Raw genomic sequence first — 17455 nt, 5'->3', positions numbered from 1 at the left:
TGAAGAAATGTATTAAAGTAACGGGGCAAGAGTTAAAAGATCAGAAGCTGTCGAATGTGACAGCTTTTTTTTACTAACTAAGCAGGTTGACACAAGCTTCCTTTTTCGGGACATTTGCCGGATCTTTTGTTTATTCCATTTAAATTCTTTTTCAAATTCGTTTTAACAAAATCTAGCCACCTTTTTATCCAGTTTTTGGTACTAAGTACAAAAAAATGCACTACGGCAATTTAAATTGCCCTCTTCATAAATTAGAGTGCTGATTTTATCATATTGTATACAAGTTACACTTTTTTCAAAAGTAACTCTAGCCCAACTTAATCAGCTTGAATCTAATATGTAAGAAAGGAAGAGTGTCAATATGAACAATACAATTGAATTACTTTGTAATCATACTTCCATTCGGTCTTTTACAGATCAACCTCTCACAAAGGAGCAACGAGAAGCAATCTTTAAGGCAGCTAATCAGACTTCATCTTTCAGCCTTCTTCAGGCCGTTTCTATCATTAGAATTACAGATCCAGATCTTCGAAAAAAAGTAATGGAGCTTTCTGCGAACCAGCCTTATATTGAAGAGGCAGCAGAGTTTTGGATTTTTTGTGCAGATTTTAACCGAAATCATCAAATCGCTCCCGATGTAGATCTTGAGTATATTGAATACCTTTTAATAGGTACATTTGATGCTGGGCTAATGGCTCAAAATGCTTTGACTGCAGCCGAATCAATGGGACTCGGTGGCGTATATATCGGTGGAATTAGACTACATATTACAGAATTAACTGAGATATTACATTTACCAAAACATGTGGTTCCTTTAGTAGGGCTATGCATAGGCCACCCTGCTGAAGAGAAACCTGGATTAAAACCACGTTTGCCTCAATCGATGGTCATGTTTGATAATCAGTATCAATCGCTAGATGATGAAAAATTAGCAACCTATGATCAACAGATGCGTGAGTATTACCAGAATCGTCCTGTTAAAGCGCCTTTCACAGTGAAAAAAGTAAAGGGATGGAAAGATCATATTGAGGACCATCTCGAAAGAAGCAAACTCCCCTTCATGCTTGAGTATTTAAATAAACAGGGATTTGCTAAAAAATAAATTTTCCCAAGAGAAATTTTCGGTATTCTATCCAAATAAAAGAGGAAGAGTTTTGACGCTCTTCCTCTTTATGCTTAAAAATTTTTTATTGATATTTAACCCTTTCAACATAGCCCTCCCTTTTTAACAATCCATTTCATTTAGGATAAACCCCCATCATTGAACGTATTTCCTATGAAAAATGATTTTGAACCTCATAGGAACCCTTACATGACAGGGTTTTTGTTGTTTTTTTCGTTGTTTATCAAGACCTAAATCAAAAAAAGCCATAAAAAATAAGGAGTGATACATATTATACATGACTAATATGTATCACTCCTTTAGTTCTTGTTCAATAATCGCGCCCGATTGTGGAAGATCGTTATTGAAACTAAAACCCCCGATAGTTGGATAAGAAAAAGTAAAAGAACTTGCTATTTCTCAAATACATCCACCAAATTTTCAATGTTAGTTTGTTTTTCATACATACTAATAAAAAAATAAAACCTTGTTATAACTTTACAAGACAAACTGAATTGACTATAGTCTAATTAGACTAAAATATTGATGTAAAGAAGTGAAAAATGAGATGATAAAGTCTTTTTTAATGTTGGGGCAGTCGAATATGGCGGGCCGTGGATTTTTGAATGAAGTAGACCCTATCTATAATGAAAAAATAAAAATGCTGCGCAATGGACAGTGGCAGATGATGACAGAGCCGATTAATTATGACCGTCCGGTTTCCGGCGTTGGCCTAGCGGCATCTTTTGCAGATGCATGGTCGAAAGCTCATCCCGATGAAGAAATTGGCTTGATCCCTTGTGCGGAAGGTGGCAGTTCATTGAATGACTGGCATCCGGAAGGCATCCTTTTTCAGCATGCTTTGTCCGAAGCCCGCTTCGCCCTCCGGTCCAGTCAAATTTGTGGAATCCTTTGGCACCAAGGTGAGAGTGATAGTTATCGTTCGCTACATGAAACTTATTACGAGAAATTAACTCTTATCATCGAGACGCTAAGAAACGAGTTGGAAATTGATGAGGTACCGTTGATTATTGGAGGGCTTGGTGACTTTCTTGGGAAGACCGGTTTTGGACAGCACGCGACTGAATTTCGACAGGTTAATGAACAATTGCTTCGTTTTGCCAACGAACAACAGAATTGTTATTTTGTTACTGCAGCAGGTTTGACTGCGAATCCTGATGGCATTCATTTAGACGCAGCTTCACAACGCAAATTCGGTTACCGCTATTTCGAGGCTTTTTCGAAAAAGTACCATATCTTGAAACCCATTTCGGGAGAGGAGCAATCACTGAAAGTGAATGGTGACTATTCTAAAACAGAACAGATTTACCTTCATAGTATGGATTTGGCTTCGGGTAAAATTACGTACGCGGAATTTGAGGCGCAGATGGCGAAGGTGATGAAACCATGATTCCCTTACTTATCCTTGGCTTGCTAATCCAAAACCCCGGAGCTCACGGCTATGAACTTCTGGCCTTAATGGAAAAACGTCATTACAAATACATTGTTAACTTCACGAAAGGTTCATTTTATTACAATCTGCAGCAACTTGAAGAAAAGTGCTTAATTGAACAGATTCAGCAGAAACCCTCAACCAGCGGGCGTGAAATCCGTAACTACAAAGTCACAGATTCGGGAAGGGCAGAATTCGAAAAATTAATGATCAAATCCGGCACCAAATCGGAATATGTGAACCTGCAATTTTATGGGGCGTTACTCTTTGCCGATGAATTCGACAAAAATAAATTACTGGATCTGATCCAATCACAAATCGATCAGACTAAAACTCGAATCGAGCTCCTTGATGAATACCTGTCCATCACTCAAGAAATTCCCGGCACAATCGATTACTTTCGCCGTATGAACGAAAATTCCCGTTCACATCACTTGGTTAATTTAGAGTGGTTTGAAAAATTGAAAACAGAAATAGAATCAACTATTGCAGAATAAAAAAATGCAAAGTTAAATATAAGAATATTAGTTACCTAAATATAAAACCTGTGTCGTAGATATCTAGTAACATCTTTGATACAGGTTTTATACTCCTTCTTTAATTAAGCCAGCTAATAGAGTTGTCAACACTTGCCCCCCAACAAGAGCAAATGAATCTGCTGCGTGTCCTTCTTTTTCAATCCTTCGTATGAATAACCACTATTTACACCGTTGTCTTTCTCATTTATATTTTCATTTATGTTGCTTTTATATTCTAATATATAAAAATGAAGTTGCTTATTACATAAGGAGCGTTTATTGTGAAGAGAACCATTGAGTTTTTTTTAAGTTTGATAGGGAGCCTATTGGGTGTTGTAGCATCTATTCTAGCTTTAGGTATCGCCTACCTTGATTTATTTTTTCATTTGATCAGATACTTTGAAATGACGAGCGACCTCCTTGTTGGTGCATGGGTATCTTTGATCTTTTCATGCGTTGGGTTACCGCTTCAATTGTTGTCTTATTCAAACCAAAGTTGAGCAGTGTTTTACTTTTTATCTCAGGAGTTGGAGGACTTATATGTATTGATTGGTTTTACTTAATACCAGCTATACTTATGATCATCCCTGGAATCATGGTATTTGTAAGGAAAGGAAAAATGAAGACTGAAACAATTTAGAGAAGAGTATTATGATAGACTCTTCTTTTTTCATTAGTTTAATTTCTTCTTTGTACACAAGAAAACCTCCCGCTAAGGAGGCGGGTTTATGCATTCATTTTAATGAGTTATAAATACTTTCCGTATACTTTGTGATGACTTTATCATAATCTGGATACTTATATCTAAGACTTTCTGATACAACTTTTGAATATTTCCTAAATAATTCATAGCAAGTAAATAACGACTTCCACATTTCTTGATACCCATTCATAGAATATGTAGACATTAGCTCTTCCCATTCTTTATTTGAAAGGTAACGTTTAATAAATTTATAGTTCTTCCCCATACTGAATGAATACCCTTGCTGGGATGCAATATGCCACGCCATCATTCTCAATAAATTAGGACGTACATTCTCATTTAAATGGTCAATTGCAAAAAGTATTTCTTTTCTTGCTAATCCTTTTACTACGTATGTCGAAACCATCCAGAACTCATTACAGCAATCATCAAATTCCCTTGCAGAAGGCTCTTTAATCCAATATTGACGATCATTTGGGATTACTTTATTTTTGATGAAATTATCCTTATCAAGCAGGACCTCAACCAAACCATCGTTCTTAGCAAAATAATCTTCTACTTCACTGATTGGAATAAGGGTTAGATCTAATTTGTTACCATCCTCAAAAAGAATGATGTATGAAAACCAGTTACCTAATTCAGGAGGAAAAAGCTCCATATCTTCGGGTTTTTGCATCATAATGCGAGTACCAAAGAATTCAAGCCACCGATCATTATCTTTAAAAGATTCCATATCAGTTACAAAATAAGAAATGTCATAGTCTCGGAAGTTGTCGGGGAGAATATTTCTGTTTGTACGTGATCCTTCCAAAGTAACCAATCGGATTCTTTCATCATTCAAAGCAAAGTCTAAAAAAATGTCCATCATTACCTGTTCACTCCGCATTGCATGTATTCCTCCGTTTCAACTTTTTCTTTTTGCAGCCTAAATACCTCTAACTCTAAACCGAATATGGCTCTAATTATGAAACAAACACTTTTCATTATCGATTATTGTCATTAATTACTTAGCAGCTCTTCAAGAAACACCACCCTTATCTTAGATGCATTTTCCCGTGAAAAAAGTCTTAGTTTTCCCTATAATATTTCACGAATCCAATTTTTATATTGTCGTCTTTAAGGAGGTTTTTCATCTTGAGGTATACAAACAGTCATTTAGAGGATTGGATTGAAAACTTATACAGGAAGATTGATATTAAAGAACCAGAACAAATTAATTTTGAACGGATTGCCAAGGCTTTAGATATCAGGCTTTCGTTTAAACCTGTAACAAGCTTCGCACTTAAACACAGCGGAATTTATAATATATGCTTGGACAGCCGAAAAAGCCGAACTGAACAATGGTATGATTTCGCTCATGAATTTTGCCATATATATAGACATGAAGGCGATAAAAAAACAATGCCTGTAACTTTTTTCAAATTCACAAAACCAAAAAAGAAAGTCTACTCTATTATTATTTTAAACTCATCCTCTAATTCCTCTTGAGCCTCTTGTAAAACTTCTAATGCATCATCAGCGTATGAACCTAAAAACTTTTTACTACACTCAAAATTTCTCCAGATTAAAGTTAACGGCAACTCTATCCACCCTGTAAGGCAATCCCATAAAGCGTCTAAATTTCCCCCATAGTAGTCTGGGAAGTCTAATTTATCTTTTAATGCATTATGTAACCCTTCTTTATTTTGAAAATCTTTTCCATATACAACTATTTTTTTCATTAAAAACTATGTCCTCCATTATTTAACTTAACAAACGTTTTATAATAAATCTGTTGTTTTATACCCTCATTCGAATAAAGTAATCTGTCATTCCCTCTGTAACCTGTGATATAGTTTATATCAGCTTCGCACCACACTCTATTTTTAGCTTCAGAAAGATTTTTCTCTGTTTTTGTATATATCTCCCCCGATACTTTTACCCGGTGCTACTTACCTTTTATGCTTTCCCATCCTACTTGCTTCTTCTTTATTTATGTAATTATCCGGCACCGGCCATTGATCGCCATCTCATCCATACTGAGCAACACTCCAATTTCACATTAGAGTTGCTGAACCATAGAGTACTCTCTGCAACTGTTGAACCTCTTTCACCATCCAGTGATAGCTGTTAATTAGATTTTCCGTTATCCTTTAAGAACTAACATATTAGCAGGGAGCTAGCCATGATTGAAAAATACACAACTGAAGTTTCTTTAGACTTTTTTAATGGTGATGAAACAGATTTAAAGGATACAATTGAGGAGATTAAACTTTTTGCAAAGACATATGAGAACGATAAAGTAACCGTCCTAAGTGTTACTGAAAACGAATCTTCAAAGGGAAAAAACTATAAAGTTCTTTTACAGCACGAAAGAGATACAGATAATCTAGGACGTAAATATGAATATGATGAAGAAAAACTATTCGGTTTCTTTGAAGATGAAGAATAGTTATTCCCCCGTTAGCGCATACAAAGAACCCACATTTTAGTGGGTTTTTTCAATTATTCATTTACATACCCTTAAAATCTATCTCATGATTAAACCTGCGCAAGGCTGCCCTTATTTGAATCACTGTTCTGCCATGCTCAGGAGCTCCTAAGACATGCGCAGTATACCCCGTTTGAACATGTATTACAGGAAGCTGACCCAACATTTATTTAATCAATCAGTGACAGGAAACTATGCTCCCCCCTTTTGTAATTAATAAAAAATCCTCATCATGCATGTACGCGAAATGAAAAAACAAAAAAGACGTGTCCCTTTATGATCCGATTGGGCAGGATTTGATTACGAAGATAAAAATGAATAGCTGCATTCGAAAAAGCTATGTATCACTCAGAAACTCATGTTAAATAAGTGGATAGCCCTTCTCATAAAGGAGATAGGCTCTTTTTTACTTCAATATTGTTTTCGATTTCGCGTTTTTGGACCGTAAATTCTATCCCAGGTAATCCGTTGTATGAGTAACATCTAACGTCAAAATACATCACAAACATTGATTTAAGATACCGTTCCTTTTGCAACATATGAGAATAGGGATGATTAAACCACTCAGTAAAAATCTCTTTCTGTAGAATTTCTACACCTTTCCTTTAAAATGCTTTATTTCTATAAATACGAATCGACAGAAGCCAAGAACAAACATATAGAATAATAACCGAAAATAGAATTAATAAATAAACATTAAGATTTTGTAATGATAATAATATTCGAACACATTCTCTGATTATATCATTCAAATTTCGGAACAAGGTATTAACTAATACCATATAAATACCAAGTAAGATAAGTGAGCCTTTGAACAAATATTGGCTGTTAAACTGATAACTAAATGGAAAGATAAATGAAGCAGATACCATCACAAGGCATACGATAAACATTAGATCTATCCATGTTGTTAGTTCTCTATGAATGATCAAGTTCCCTATGAAAATTGTAAGAACTACAATCAAAGTAAAAATAAGTACCCCGATGTACTTTGAACTAACAATTTCCCTTCTTGTATAAGGCAGTGAATTCAGCAGGGTATTTATTCGGGCTTTTTCATCCATTGAAAACGCGTTCATTATTATGACAATACTAAATACAAAACCTGACCAGATATATGATATATTTAACGTTAAATAAACAAATAAAGCAGGCAGCAATATCATAAGAGATTTCTTTTGTAAAATGATATCTTTTCTTATTAAGTGAAACACCCTATTTAGCCCCTTTCTTTGTATAGAACATCAGCTCTTCAATCGTTGGTTTTTCGATTAAAACTAAGTCACCAAACACGTCTTCTATTCGTGTTCTATTGGCTGTTAATGCCTCAAAACCAGCATTAGATTTCCGGATGGAAATAAACTCCTGTTCTGTATCTCGATCTAATAACTCCGCGCCTCCTTTTACAATGGCATACTCTTCTTGAATTTGATACGATTTCTTTGTGAAAATATGCTCACCATTATGAATAAAAGTAATATAATCTGCAATACGGTCTAAATCTGTTGTAATATGTGTAGAAAAGAAGATCGTTTTCTTTCCATCTTGCATTATATTATGCAGTATATCCAGAAAATCCCTGCGAAATATTGGGTCTAATCCCGATGTGGGTTCATCCATAATAATTAACTCTGCATGATGTGATAAGGCTATTGATAAAGAAGCTTTCATCATCATTCCTTTAGAAAATGATTTGATTTTTTTATTTAACGGCAGTTCAAATTTTTCAACATAGTAATTAAATAGGCGATCATCCCATTTCATATAGCAGGGCCTTATAATCTCCTTCATTTCTGCTAATGTTAAATGTGCGTAGAAAATATTTTCATCAAATACAAAACCAATCCGTTGCTTTATTTTTTTTTCATGTGCTTTATGATCTAACCCAAATATTGAAATCGATCCGCTATCTGGTTGCAATAAGTTCATCATAAGTTTAATCGTTGTAGATTTCCCAACACCATTACCACCGATAAAACCCGTTATAAATCCTTTTTTAACTGTCATTGAAATATCTTTTAGCTGAAAATCACCAAATGATTTATAAACATGTTTGAATTCAATAACATTTTCCACTATTCTTCCTCCCTATATAACAGTGTAAGTATGCCCTTTAATTCTGTAAGTGAGATGCCCATTTCTTTACTGTTTTGAATTGCCGTCAACAATTGCTCTTCAATTACCTTCATTTTTCTTTCTTTCATCATCTCACTATCCTGCTCCGATACAAAAGAACCTTTCCCAACAACCGAATATATGAATCCGTTCTTCTCAAGTTCCTCATAGGCACGTTTCGTTGTAATAACACTTATATCCAAATCCTTCGCTAACTGCCGCATTGAAGGTAAGGATTGCCCTGCATGTAATTCATTGGTCAAAATATGTTTTTTAATTTGAGCATAAATTTGCTCGTAAATAGGTTCTTTTAAATGATTTGAAATGATAATTTGCATATAAAACCCCACTATCATATTGTATATATACTTTATATACAATATATCCAAATTAATATCAGAATACAACTCTTTTTTAATCCAATCCTTCGAGTTTATCGTTTGGTTAAGTGTAGGGCTCTAATGCTTCATTCACTTGTAAGGTGCATGAATCATTGCCAAGACAACAGAGGGATAGTTGAGAAGGTTTATTTCTTCACTCAATTTATATTTAAATTGCTAATTATGTATAGAAAGTTAATTATGTTTACACTCCAAATCAGAAAGAAACACAAATTACATAAGAATGAGGATAAAATTTTTAATAATGTACACATTCATTTATAGAGATAATAGAAGTTCGGTAATGTAGTGCTCATGATCAAAAGTTTCCTTTACGGAGTGTAACAGCCTGGGAAATACAAACAAAAATAAGCACCCCCTACTCAGAACATAATATCCAAGCAGAGGTGCATATAAAAATGAGCAGGTATATAATGGTGTGTTGACGTATTTTCTCCTGATTATTTCAAGAGAGACTCAATTTCCGATTTCGTTTTCGTTCCATAAATCCGTCTATATTGGTATTGTTGCCCTTCCAATGCTCTCTATTTCAACTTAGACTAAAAAATCATTTTAAAATTCATTTCAACTAGCATCCCTTTCGAAGTAACTCGCCCCCGCATATCATGTACTATCCTCTTTTAAAGGAGGTGGACATATGGGATACTCAAATGGTTGTGGTAGCTCCTTCGCATTAATCGTGGTGCTATTCATCTTACTAATCATTGTTGGAGCAGCTTTCTTCGGAGGCTATCCAGAAGGCGTTCCTATTTAACCCTATATGCAGGAGTACCTCCCTGTTCTGTTTGACGCCATAAGAAACTTTTATGGCGTTTTAATTTATTTTTTAGACAAAAAATTCATTTTTTCTTATTTAGACGTAAATCTATGTCGAAAACGATCGTTTGGCATATCTTATACTACCCTCACTAAAGGAGGTGGCAATATGTCTAATGGTTACGGTAGTTCCTTCGCGTTAATTGTGGTGCTATTCATCTTGTTAATCATTGTTGGAGCAGCTTTCTTTAGATATTAAGTTAATATCCGCAACAGCACCTCCCTGTTCGGCTAAACGCCATAAGAAACCTTTATGGCGTTTTGTAATGTGATTAACTCCTTATCCTGACAAAGTTTCTGTACCAGGGAAATATAAATTACAAATCTTCATCTTTCTGAAACTCTATGAGCTTTTTTAAAACGTCCACAGTTTTACCTTACATCATTCATATTGATCCAGAGCCATTTTATACGCTCAGCTGAAGTTATATAGTGTAGCAATATAAAACAAAAAAAGTTACAAAGATCAATAATTCAATAAATAATCTTGTTCACGGCTATTACAGTTTGACCGCTTCGACTAGGATCATTGCCTGCAAATATGGACCAGATAATAAATCACTACAATTGGTAAAGCTAAAGTTAAAGCATATTCTAAGCACACACCCCCTATGAAAATGACTGCAGCACTTCAAGTGAAAATCTTAGAAGTAGATTAATTTGACTCAGTTTTTCCAACTCCTCAGTTTTTATAGAGATCTTCTCCACCATTAAAAGATAGTAAAATATGACAACTTTTCCCGTTCTGGTTATGATAAGTCGGTTGCATCTTAATTATTCGAAGGATTACTTGTTACCCTTTTCGAAATCAATTACTTGTTTTTGTTGCGAATACTGCCCACTGCCGTTGGCAGAACATCGGTCCAAAACAATACCTATATTCTTACATTGACAAGGGTATGCTGCCTCCTTAAAATGAAAATGATTATCAACATCAATTAGGGGGGGGGGAATACAGATGCTTAGTGGGAAGATTCGTTTGAAAATTAAATTTACTTTCGTATCGATACTCATCTTTTCTATTTTATTAGCAGGATGTACAAATGCAGGACAAACAGAGAAGAAAGATCCTCACAGTATGGTCACAATTGCTTGGCCTAGAGATATAGGAGAAATAAACCCACATGTCTATAACCCTTCCCAATTGTTTACGCAATCAATGGTGTACGAGCCTTTGGTCTCTTATGAAGCGGGCGGAAAGCTTAAACCGCATTTAGCTGAGTCTTGGGATATATCTAATGACGGCAAAGTGTATACGTTTCATTTGCGTAAGAATGTAACATTTTCTGACGGGACAACATTTAATGCAAAAATCGTGAAAAAGAATTTTGACTCCATTTTAAAACATCCTGAGTTACATAGCTGGTTAGGATTTATTACAAAAATAGCTCAAACAAAAGTGATCGATAATCATACATTTCAATTGACACTGACTGAATCATATTATCCAACCATTCAGGAGCTTGCTGTTGTACGGCCTGTTCGGTTTTTAGGAGAGGCTGGGTTCCCTAAGGATGGCGATACATCAAAAGGTGTAACAAAACCGGTCGGGACGGGTCCATGGGTATTGGAAGAGCATAAAACCGATGAATATGCGATTTTTAAACGCAATGAAAATTATTGGGGTGAAAAGCCTAAAGTCGAGAAAATCAAGGTGAAAGTCATCCCAGACGCAGAAACAAGAGTACTTGCATTTGAAAAAGGTGAACTGGACTTAATTTACGGTGAAGGCGTCATCAGTTTGGATGCATATAAGCAGCTGCAATTGACAGGTCAATATGAAACAAGCCTTTCCGAACCGGTGGCGACGAGACAGCTTGTCATGAATACAAAAAAAGAACAGCTTTCTGATGAACGTGTTCGCCAAGCCCTGCACTATGGCTTTAATAAAGACGCCATGGTGGAAGGCATTACCTCCGGATTAGAAGAAAAAGCAGATCATATTTTGCCGACAACCTTCCCATACACGTCTGATATTGATGTAAAGCCAGTGAAATATGATGCGGAAAAAGCGGGAGCGTTATTAGATGCAGCAGGTTGGAAGCTTCCGAATGGCAAGACGGTGCGTGAGAAAGACGGAAAGCCTCTTGAATTTAGTTTAATGTATGATTCAGCGGAATCCATTCAAAAAGCAATGGCAGAAACGCTGCAAGCAGAGTGGGCAGCGATTGGGGTGAAGTTGAATCTTGAAGGAGTAGAATTGGCGACTCAGGTTAAACGGTTCAAAGCGAATGAATTTGATATGAACTTCTTTAGCAACTATGGCGCACCTTATGATCCGCATACATTTGTAAACATTGTCGCGTCAAAAGGATTTGGATTTAATGAAGCGATTTCGGCATATCCAAACAAGGATGAGCTATTGAAGCAGATGGCAAAAGTTCCCAAAACAACTGATAAAAAAGAGCGTCAACTTCTTTACTCATCTATTTTAACATCCCTTCAAGATCAGGGAGCTATCGTTCCTATCTCTTATATAAAAAAGACAGCGATCTACCAAAAGAATATTACAGACTTTACTTTCCCTGCCAACCGTGATGAACATCCATTTACAGGTATTCGCATTAAGCAGTAGGAGGCTTTTATGGGCATCTATATATTGAAACGAATCATGTCCATCATACCAGTGTTTCTTTTAGCTACACTTCTGACAACTGGAATGATTCAACTCTCACCGGTTGACCCGGCTGAAGCGTATGTAGCCGCAGCGCATATTCAGCCAACCGATGACATTTTAGAGCAAAAAAGACATGAGTTTGGCTTAGATCAACCTTTCTATATCCAATATGTAAACTCTATTTTGAAGAAATGCCAATTCGATTTCGGCATTTCTTATGTTTCGAATAAGCCGGTTTGGGACGAGGTTACACTCCGAATGCCAGCAACGATCGAACTTGCGCTTGGTAGTTTATTGATCGCGGTGGTTGTCAGTGTGCCTCTCGGCTTCCTTGCGGGAATGAAAAGAAATCGCGCAATTGATCATATCAGTCGCTTCATTTCCTTTTTCGGGGCATCCATTCCGACTTTTTGGTTAGGGTATATGTTGATTTTTTTCTTTTCTGTTCAATTAGATCTTTTTCCAGTAGAAGGAATTGGGACATGGCAGCACCTCGTACTGCCGTCAATGACGCTGGCGCTTCCTTTAATTGCTATGTATACAAGACTTTTGCGCGCCAGTGTTATAGAAAACCTGCAAGAACCATATGTACAATACGCAAAAATCAGAGGCTTGAAGAATAAAAGCATTATGGCTAAGCATGTATTGAAAATGGCCATTTCTCCGATGATTACAGGCCTAGGAATGAATCTTGGCAAACTTCTCACCGGAACCATTATTGTTGAAGTGGTTTTTTCTTGGCCTGGCTTTGGCCGTTATTTTATTGAGGCCATTTTCAATCGTGACATCCCTGTCATTCAATGCTATGTGTTCATAGCCGCCACATTTTTTATATTGAGTAGCTTAATCGTTGATCTCATTCAAATGTTTATTGATCCGCGCATTTCCAGGAAAGAAGGGCAGTTTCGATGATCACAAGCATACGCATGATATGTAAAAGTCAAAAAGTGATAACAGCATGTATCATCATATTATCAATTCTATTTCTCATTGCTGTATTTGCCCCTTGGATTGCGCCGAATAACCCTGTTGCTGTTCATTTGGCATATAAGCTGCACCCTCCATCCTTGGAGTTCCCTTTAGGAACTGATCATTTAGGAAGGTGCAACTTATCCCGCCTTTTGTACGGAACACGAATTTCTTTGGGATTTGCAGTGCTCATTTTTATTTCCTCACTTGTGATCGGTCTCATCGTCGGTACGATTTCGGGATATAAAGGCGGATGGATTGATCATCTGTTAATGAGATGTTGTGATGGTGTGATGGCCTTTCCGAACTTAATTTTAGTTCTTGGTCTAGTGGGCATATTCGGACCTGGACTTCCTCAAGTCATTCTTGCCCTCATGCTTGTGCAATGGGTCTATTATGCGAGAATCTTTAGAGGAATGGTGCTTAGTCTCAAAGAGGAGAACTTTATTAAAGCCGCACAAATCAATGGATCATCACAATGGAAGATTCTGAAAAAACATATCATACCTAATGTGCTCCCTCCCCTCGTTGTCATGGGTACATTGGAAATGGGCTGGGCCATTATGGACATATCCGCTATGTCGTTTCTTGGATTAGGCGTCCAGCCACCGGCTGCGGAATGGGGAGCGATGATTCATGAAGGTAAATCGTATATCCGGACGAACCCTGAGTTGATGATTTATCCAGGGATGATGATCATGATTGTGGTTGTAACGTTCAATTTATTAGGCGAGAGCTTATCAGAAAAATACGGAGTCAAACGTCGATGATAAAAAGGAATGAGGAAGTTGGGAACAGAACAATCACCGGTGCTGCAAGTTAGAGATTTGCATGTACAGGCCAAAACGCACAAAGGAGTTTCTACTCTAGTGCAAGACGTCAATTTCGAACTGAAGCGCGGTCAAGTCCTTGGCCTGATTGGTGAGAGCGGATGTGGAAAAACAGTAACAGGCATGTCCATTCTTCAGATGCTTGATCAGAAAACAACCAAGGTGAAAGGAAGCATTTCACTACTAGGCCGAGAATTAAACGGATTGGCAGATAAAGAAATGCGCAAAATACGCGCCAAAGAAATTGCCTATATTATGCAAAATCCGATGAACGCTTTTACCCCCGTTTTTACGATTGGTCATCAAATGATTGAAACGATTCGCACTCATACGTCTTTTAACAAAAAGCAGGCAAAGGAGCTTGCAATCGAAGCGTTGCATAATGTGAGCTTATCCAATCCTATTAAACTTTTAAAATCTTACCCTTTTCAATTAAGCGGCGGAATGCTTCAACGGGTGATGATTGCAACCGCGGTATGCTTACATCCAAGCATTCTCATTGCGGATGAGCCCACAACCGCACTAGACGTAAATAATCAGAAAACCGTGCTGAAACATTTAGACGCCATGCGCTCTGAATGTGGAACGGCGATTTTGCTTATATCTCATGACCTGGGCGTCATTGCTGAAATGGCGGATGAAGTCGCTGTGATGCAGAAAGGAAGAATCACAGAAAAAGCAGATGTGCTTCAGCTGTTTGATGCACCAAAGCATGAATATACAAAGAAGCTATTAGGTGCACGTTTGACATTGCCAATTGATGAACGTGCCATTGGGTCAATTTGACGAAAGAGCGCATTTTAATGAGGTGAACAAGTGAGTTTATTACAAGTGAAAGAAGTCTCTCATCGTTATGCGGAGCGTTCATTATTCAAATGGAAATTTCAATCTAAACAAGTCCTATCCGATGTCAGCTTTTCGATTGAGAAGGGTACATGCTTAGGCTTGATTGGGCCAAGTGGAGCCGGTAAGAGTACATTGGGAAAAGTGTTGCTTGGTTTAGAACGGCCGCAATCAGGTCAAATCCTTTTTCAAGGCCATGATATGTATAGCGTAGATAAATCGATCCGGCGAAAAATCCGTCGTGACCTTCAAGCTGTCTTTCAAGATTCATACTCGTCCGTCAACCCGCGAATGACGGCGGAACAGATAATTGCAGAACCATTAGAAAACTATGAAACCCTCACTGCGGCGGAACAAAGACGAACCATTATTAAGTTATTGGAAAGAGTAGGCCTAAGTGAAAATGATTTAACAAAATATCCGCACCAATTCAGCGGCGGGCAATTGCAGCGAATCAATATCGCCAGAGCAATCTCGCTCAAACCGAAACTGATCGTTTTAGACGAATCAGTCAGCAGTCTGGATATGGTTACCCAAACACTTATACTCGATTTGTTAAAAGAGCTCAAAGACGAGTTTGGGTTATCGTATTTTTTTATTACGCATGATTTGAAAGCCGCTTATCAATTGAGTGACACATTAGGTGTTCTAGATAACGGAAAATTAGTTGAGCTATACGAGTCCAAACTCCAGTTCTTTGCATCAGACCATCCAGCAGTAAAAGAAATGAGACGCTCCATACTTGCAGAACACCCGCGCTTTCGTTCGATAGGAAGAGGAACGATGCTACAATAAGGAAGGCGCGTGTAGATATATAGCATTTCCGGTTACATCGTTTTTTCATGATATTACTTTAACGAGTACAGCATGTCTCTTGTTGTTTAAAGCATGGAGTGCTGATATCAATAGAACGATTGACCGTTAACTGCTTTCAACTCACGGCTACACATGCCACATTTTAACCAATGTTCCTGCTTTAAATATGACATTGAAAAAGAACCGTTGGCTTTAAACCATTGGTTCTTTTTCTAACTGTTTTTGCTTTCGTTGTTGTGTTCGCATAACATACACTCACAGAACTTTGAAATAATACCAGAGCTTCTTCATCTTTAGTCATTTCATTTTTTCCTCATACTCTCCCTTACTCTTCACCCTATCTTCAAAAAGCTTTTTCCCAACCGTCAAGTTAATATTGATCGTATCTTAACTTTGTTAATGACCGTCAATCCCCGTTGCGAAGAGAAAGAAACGGATAAAAACGAAAGAGGGCAAAAAAGCTGCTGACGAGGAGTCAGCAGCTAAAAGTATTTAAACATTCAAACTCCATAAGGGACTAAGCTTGTTTTTCCCCATTCTATCAATTTTCCATAGTGAAAAAAAAACCGTTTGTGTAGAAGAAATGCCATAATTCACGGTATGTTCATCTTCATTTAATGCGCCATCATCTCATGGGCAATATCGTGTCCATCCATTTTAGACGGGTAGTAGGTTGGCCAGTTTTTCACTTCATCAAGTAAAGCTTCACGGTCGTCACCCCAATAGAGATGGTAATGGCTAGCTTTAGTCGGGTAGATACTATGATCGCTAAACTGAATATACTGAGGAAGTCCTTCAGCTTTTTTAGCTAGTTTGAATATGTATCTTACCCCTCTATTGCCCGCATCATATGTTAGAATTTCGTACCCGTCATACGTATACTTACCTGAATATTCTTTTCCATTTTTGAAGAACGTTACAGTATCTTTTTGGATTACAATACGGTCAACATCTGTTTTATACCCTTTTTTATAATACTCTTTATATTCTTCAGCTGTCTTGTCACCTTCATGTTTTGATTTATATGAAAATACTTCGTCCAGAGTGCCATCTTGCAGGTATGGATATACCGATTGCCAGTCTCCTTCCCAATCAGAAAGTGAACGATCCTTTACTTGGCTGTTTTTAAAATCGCCTTCATGAATTTTTTCTGTCTCTTCACCATGTGCATGACTATGACTATGATCGTGATCGTGATCATGAGATTCTGATGTTTGCTCTTGCGTGTTAGAAGAGTTTTCTTCACCTGCTGAGGATGATGTTGCTGTTTTATTAGACTCACCTTTAGATGAACCTGAAGTCTGACATCCTGCCAATATTAGTAATAAACCAATCATAAATATCCCTAATCTCTTTGCAAATAAAATTTTCATTACAACACTCCTTTTCCCAAACCGAAATAATTACGATTTGTATTATACAATTATCTTGTTCAAAAATCAAAGGGAAAATGCTCCTAATCTCGCTTGAATGTTGCTGGGAGCAGATGGCGATTTCATTAGAATCCTACTTTGTTAATCAGAAATTCTTTTAAAATGCGAAAATCTACGATATTCCATGAGGAGAGATTTGTTGTGAAGTACACCTTTTTAGGAAGAACAGGATTGCGGGTCAGCCGTTTATGTTTAGGTGGCTCGATACAGATGAAAAGACCGCGTTCCATATTATAGATGAAGCGCTCGATAGCGGCATTCCCACAAATGCAGGTGCGGAAGACATAATAATAGCAAAAACCATACCAACATTGTTGGTATGGTTTCTCTCAGATAGGCCCAAAGAAGAGACTCTATTGTACGAATTAT

The 17455-nt window shown here is 37.1% G+C and carries 18 protein-coding genes and 2 pseudogenes; 13 read left to right on the top strand and 7 right to left on the bottom strand.

Annotated elements, in window-relative coordinates; genetic code table 11:
- The first annotated feature begins 361 nt into the window (after positions 1-361).
- The 3 genes from nfsA (at position 362) to KXD37_RS02260 (ending at position 3052) form a co-directional block, all read left to right on the top strand.
- Complete coding sequence (gene nfsA / locus KXD37_RS02270; protein ID WP_106020149.1) at positions 362-1102, top strand: oxygen-insensitive NADPH nitroreductase; 741 nt, start codon at positions 362-364, stop codon at positions 1100-1102.
- Between the two features lie 568 nt (positions 1103-1670).
- Entirely contained in the window at positions 1671-2513 is an 843-nt protein-coding gene (locus KXD37_RS02265; RefSeq protein ID WP_024122239.1) for a sialate O-acetylesterase, read from the top strand.
- A complete protein-coding gene (locus KXD37_RS02260; RefSeq protein WP_263463222.1) occupies positions 2510-3052 on the top strand; it encodes a PadR family transcriptional regulator in 543 nt (180 codons plus the stop codon). The genes KXD37_RS02265 and KXD37_RS02260 overlap by 4 nt, the downstream gene beginning before the upstream one ends.
- Positions 3053-3807: 755 nt before the next feature.
- Here the strand turns inward: KXD37_RS02260 and ant(6) are convergent.
- Complete coding sequence (gene ant(6) / locus KXD37_RS02255) at positions 3808-4662, bottom strand: aminoglycoside 6-adenylyltransferase (protein WP_106020151.1); 855 nt, start codon at positions 4660-4662, stop codon at positions 3808-3810.
- A 248-nt stretch (positions 4663-4910) separates the two neighbouring features.
- On the opposite strand from ant(6), the pseudogene KXD37_RS02250 reads away from it, so the two are divergent.
- Positions 4911-5192, top strand: a pseudogene (locus tag KXD37_RS02250) (ImmA/IrrE family metallo-endopeptidase); the annotation flags it as partial.
- A 29-nt stretch (positions 5193-5221) separates the two neighbouring features.
- On the opposite strand, the gene KXD37_RS02245 reads toward KXD37_RS02250, so the two are convergent.
- Positions 5222-5497 carry a barstar family protein gene (locus KXD37_RS02245; protein ID WP_106020152.1) on the bottom strand — a complete coding sequence of 92 codons (276 nt, stop codon included), beginning with the start codon at positions 5495-5497 and terminating at the stop codon, positions 5222-5224.
- Positions 5498-5940: 443 nt separating this feature from the next.
- On the opposite strand from KXD37_RS02245, the gene KXD37_RS02240 reads away from it, so the two are divergent.
- On the top strand, positions 5941-6207 hold the full coding sequence (locus KXD37_RS02240; protein ID WP_106020153.1) for a hypothetical protein: 267 nt from the start codon (positions 5941-5943) through the stop codon (positions 6205-6207).
- A gap of 644 nt (positions 6208-6851) precedes the next feature.
- On the opposite strand, the gene KXD37_RS02230 is transcribed toward KXD37_RS02240, so the two are convergent.
- The 3 genes from KXD37_RS02230 to KXD37_RS02220 are packed head-to-tail and all read right to left on the bottom strand — an operon-like array spanning position 6852 to position 8699.
- Positions 6852-7460 (bottom strand): ABC-2 transporter permease, encoded by a 609-nt coding sequence (locus KXD37_RS02230; protein WP_127696723.1) that lies wholly within the window; start codon positions 7458-7460, stop codon positions 6852-6854.
- Position 7461: 1 nt separating this feature from the next.
- Positions 7462-8322 carry an ABC transporter ATP-binding protein gene (locus KXD37_RS02225; protein ID WP_188323179.1) on the bottom strand — a complete coding sequence of 287 codons (861 nt, stop codon included), beginning with the start codon at positions 8320-8322 and terminating at the stop codon, positions 7462-7464.
- Positions 8322-8699, bottom strand: a complete 378-nt coding sequence (locus KXD37_RS02220) for a GntR family transcriptional regulator (RefSeq protein WP_106022544.1) — start codon at positions 8697-8699, stop codon at positions 8322-8324. Before KXD37_RS02220 ends, KXD37_RS02225 begins: the two co-directional genes overlap by 1 nt.
- Before the next feature lie 700 nt (positions 8700-9399).
- Here KXD37_RS02220 and KXD37_RS02215 point away from each other — a divergent pair.
- The 7 genes from KXD37_RS02215 (at position 9400) to nikE (ending at position 15632) form a co-directional block, all read left to right on the top strand.
- Entirely contained in the window at positions 9400-9516 is a 117-nt protein-coding gene (locus KXD37_RS02215; protein ID WP_010335054.1) for a YjcZ family sporulation protein, read from the top strand.
- A 171-nt stretch (positions 9517-9687) separates the two neighbouring features.
- The gene (locus KXD37_RS02210) at positions 9688-9777 is read left to right on the top strand and encodes a YjcZ family sporulation protein (RefSeq protein ID WP_024122253.1); all 90 of its coding nucleotides are present in this window, start codon (positions 9688-9690) and stop codon (positions 9775-9777) included.
- A gap of 759 nt (positions 9778-10536) precedes the next feature.
- The gene (nikA, locus tag KXD37_RS02205) at positions 10537-12153 is read left to right on the top strand and encodes a nickel ABC transporter substrate-binding protein (RefSeq protein ID WP_106022545.1); all 1617 of its coding nucleotides are present in this window, start codon (positions 10537-10539) and stop codon (positions 12151-12153) included.
- A 9-nt stretch (positions 12154-12162) separates the two neighbouring features.
- Positions 12163-13107, top strand: coding sequence for a nickel ABC transporter permease subunit NikB (gene nikB, locus KXD37_RS02200; RefSeq protein ID WP_106022546.1), 945 nt, complete (start codon positions 12163-12165; stop codon positions 13105-13107).
- Complete coding sequence (gene nikC / locus KXD37_RS02195) at positions 13104-13934, top strand: nickel ABC transporter permease subunit NikC (RefSeq protein ID WP_095713400.1); 831 nt, start codon at positions 13104-13106, stop codon at positions 13932-13934. The genes nikB and nikC overlap by 4 nt, the downstream gene beginning before the upstream one ends.
- A gap of 18 nt (positions 13935-13952) precedes the next feature.
- Positions 13953-14780: a nickel import ATP-binding protein NikD gene (gene nikD / locus KXD37_RS02190; protein ID WP_106020159.1), complete on the top strand. Its 828-nt coding sequence runs from the start codon at positions 13953-13955 to the stop codon at positions 14778-14780.
- Positions 14781-14810: 30 nt separating this feature from the next.
- The gene (gene nikE / locus KXD37_RS02185; RefSeq protein WP_106020160.1) at positions 14811-15632 is read left to right on the top strand and encodes a nickel import ATP-binding protein NikE; all 822 of its coding nucleotides are present in this window, start codon (positions 14811-14813) and stop codon (positions 15630-15632) included.
- Between the two features lie 181 nt (positions 15633-15813).
- On the opposite strand, the gene KXD37_RS02180 is transcribed toward nikE, so the two are convergent.
- Together KXD37_RS02180 and KXD37_RS02175 are read right to left on the bottom strand one after the other, a co-directional pair.
- Positions 15814-15954 carry a hypothetical protein gene (locus tag KXD37_RS02180; RefSeq protein WP_174754430.1) on the bottom strand — a complete coding sequence of 47 codons (141 nt, stop codon included), beginning with the start codon at positions 15952-15954 and terminating at the stop codon, positions 15814-15816.
- A gap of 313 nt (positions 15955-16267) precedes the next feature.
- Entirely contained in the window at positions 16268-17026 is a 759-nt protein-coding gene (locus tag KXD37_RS02175) for a metal-binding protein ZinT (protein ID WP_263463221.1), read from the bottom strand.
- Between the two features lie 201 nt (positions 17027-17227).
- Between KXD37_RS02175 and KXD37_RS24055 the strand changes: the two are divergent.
- Positions 17228-17445, top strand: a pseudogene (locus tag KXD37_RS24055) (aldo/keto reductase); the annotation flags it as partial.
- Between the last annotated feature and the right edge of the window lie 10 nt (positions 17446-17455).

The sequence above is a fragment of the Bacillus sp. XT-2 genome, from assembly GCF_025696525.1.
Classification (GTDB): domain Bacteria; phylum Bacillota; class Bacilli; order Bacillales; family Bacillaceae; genus Bacillus; species Bacillus halotolerans.
The sequence above is the reverse complement of the archived record's forward strand: the minus strand, read 5'-3'. Positions and strand labels throughout refer to the sequence as shown.

Excerpts from the sequence above, each read along its gene's own strand:
- nfsA (WP_106020149.1), top strand. The coding sequence starts at position 362 with ATGAACAATACAATTGAATTACTTTGTAATCATACTTCCATTCGGTCT.
- KXD37_RS02265 (WP_024122239.1), top strand. The coding sequence starts at position 1,671 with ATGATAAAGTCTTTTTTAATGTTGGGGCAGTCGAATATGGCGGGCCGT.
- KXD37_RS02260 (WP_263463222.1), top strand. The coding sequence starts at position 2,510 with ATGATTCCCTTACTTATCCTTGGCTTGCTAATCCAAAACCCCGGAGCT.
- KXD37_RS02245 (WP_106020152.1), bottom strand. The coding sequence starts at position 5,497 with ATGAAAAAAATAGTTGTATATGGAAAAGATTTTCAAAATAAAGAAGGG.
- KXD37_RS02240 (WP_106020153.1), top strand. The coding sequence starts at position 5,941 with ATGATTGAAAAATACACAACTGAAGTTTCTTTAGACTTTTTTAATGGT.
- KXD37_RS02220 (WP_106022544.1), bottom strand. The coding sequence starts at position 8,699 with ATGCAAATTATCATTTCAAATCATTTAAAAGAACCTATTTACGAGCAA.
- KXD37_RS02215 (WP_010335054.1), top strand. The coding sequence starts at position 9,400 with ATGGGATACTCAAATGGTTGTGGTAGCTCCTTCGCATTAATCGTGGTG.
- KXD37_RS02210 (WP_024122253.1), top strand. The coding sequence starts at position 9,688 with ATGTCTAATGGTTACGGTAGTTCCTTCGCGTTAATTGTGGTGCTATTC.
- nikA (WP_106022545.1), top strand. The coding sequence starts at position 10,537 with ATGCTTAGTGGGAAGATTCGTTTGAAAATTAAATTTACTTTCGTATCG.
- nikB (WP_106022546.1), top strand. The coding sequence starts at position 12,163 with ATGGGCATCTATATATTGAAACGAATCATGTCCATCATACCAGTGTTT.
- nikC (WP_095713400.1), top strand. The coding sequence starts at position 13,104 with ATGATCACAAGCATACGCATGATATGTAAAAGTCAAAAAGTGATAACA.
- KXD37_RS02180 (WP_174754430.1), bottom strand. The coding sequence starts at position 15,954 with ATGACTAAAGATGAAGAAGCTCTGGTATTATTTCAAAGTTCTGTGAGT.
- KXD37_RS02175 (WP_263463221.1), bottom strand. The coding sequence starts at position 17,026 with ATGAAAATTTTATTTGCAAAGAGATTAGGGATATTTATGATTGGTTTA.